Origin of the sequence: Candidatus Methanoperedens nitratireducens (genome assembly GCF_900196725.1) — an archaeon.
Classification (GTDB): Archaea; Halobacteriota; Methanosarcinia; order Methanosarcinales; family Methanoperedenaceae; genus Methanoperedens; species Methanoperedens nitroreducens_A.
The window spans coordinates 1-1,178 of sequence record NZ_FZMP01000055.1; the positions used below are offsets into that span (position 1 = coordinate 1).

General features: G+C 35.8%; 3 protein-coding genes. 2 read left to right on the top strand and 1 reads right to left on the bottom strand.

Annotated features, from left to right (window positions below; translation table 11 throughout):
• Positions 1–93 precede the first annotated feature (93 nt).
• Positions 94–225 (bottom strand): DUF5371 family protein, encoded by a 132-nt coding sequence (locus tag MNV_RS19350; RefSeq protein ID WP_179293807.1) that lies wholly within the window; start codon positions 223–225, stop codon positions 94–96.
• A gap of 353 nt (positions 226–578) precedes the next feature.
• Between MNV_RS19350 and MNV_RS04880 the strand changes: the two genes are divergently transcribed.
• The gene (locus tag MNV_RS04880; protein WP_096204250.1) at positions 579–767 is read left to right on the top strand and encodes a hypothetical protein; all 189 of its coding nucleotides are present in this window, start codon (positions 579–581) and stop codon (positions 765–767) included.
• Positions 768–793: 26 nt separating this feature from the next.
• Positions 794–1,123: a winged helix-turn-helix domain-containing protein gene (locus MNV_RS04885; protein ID WP_256999951.1), complete on the top strand. Its 330-nt coding sequence runs from the start codon at positions 794–796 to the stop codon at positions 1,121–1,123.
• Positions 1,124–1,178 lie beyond the last annotated feature (55 nt).

Consider the following 1,178-nt stretch of genomic DNA (forward strand, 5'->3'; position numbering starts at 1 on the left):
ATTTCTCTCGACTCCTATAATATTTGTTTTAGTTTATAGAAGTTTCAGCAAAAAATGTTACACTCCTGGTGGCATATCTTCTATATACTTTAACTATGCATTGCATTTCAAATAGTGATACACAGCCTTTGAGATAGCATCTTTAATAGATGACTCATGAGTTTTTTCCTTCAAGGCAATTACATCTTCTTGCGGAAGCACTGATTGAACATGTACAATTTTCATACGTTTTGTCCCTCTTTTTATATCAATATCTGATTGACATGCTATTAAGAATGATTAACACGAATTTCACAACATGCTTTTAATGCATTCACTTCAGCCCAAACAACAAAAGGATTTTCCCCTGTACCTGAGGCATTAAAGTATTATAGGAGCAGGCTTTGATTTTGTGATACCAATGAAGCGAGTTGAACCTGCCCCCCAAAGATATAATTGTCATTATTAATAATAAATGTTTCGATGCTATGCAAGATCGGAGGGTTGCGCATAAGTTTGCTCACATTTATACTATATAGTCGGTCATAGCCCGTATACCCGAAGTTATTAGTATACATACGAACAATATGGCTTTGATCATGTTATCAAACATCAGACGAAGAAATAAAACTCTAAAACGTGAGGTCTCTCCAAAAGACCTTATAGAATTCCAGAAAAATGCACCTGATAATTGGACTTGGAAAAGGGCTGAAATAATCCGCCTTGCATCCTCTGGATACAATAACCTGGAGATCCAAGAGATTACAAGAGTTAATGAAAAAACATAAGGGACTGGATCAATCGGTTTAATGCTATTGGTTTTCCAGGATTATTACGTAGAAAAACTATCAATAGCACAGGTAAACTAACATCCGAAGAAATAGAATATTTAAAAGAGATTTTAAGAAATCCGCCGAGCCTGTTCGGATACGATGTTTTCGCATGGACTGCAAAGCTCGTTTGGCAGATGATTGCTGATATTTTTGAAATAAAATATCACCGAAGGCATATTTATTGGCTTTTGGAAAGAATTGGATTCAAACTGGTAAAGCCTTATCCGATTCACATAAAGAAGAATGAAAAGGAAGTGGAGAGATTCTACTCACAGGTTTTGCCAGCACTCCAAAAAAAAGCAAAAATTTGAGAGAAAAGGACTGAAAGTTGTTGTTCTAGCTCAGGATGAGACACACGTTCAAGTC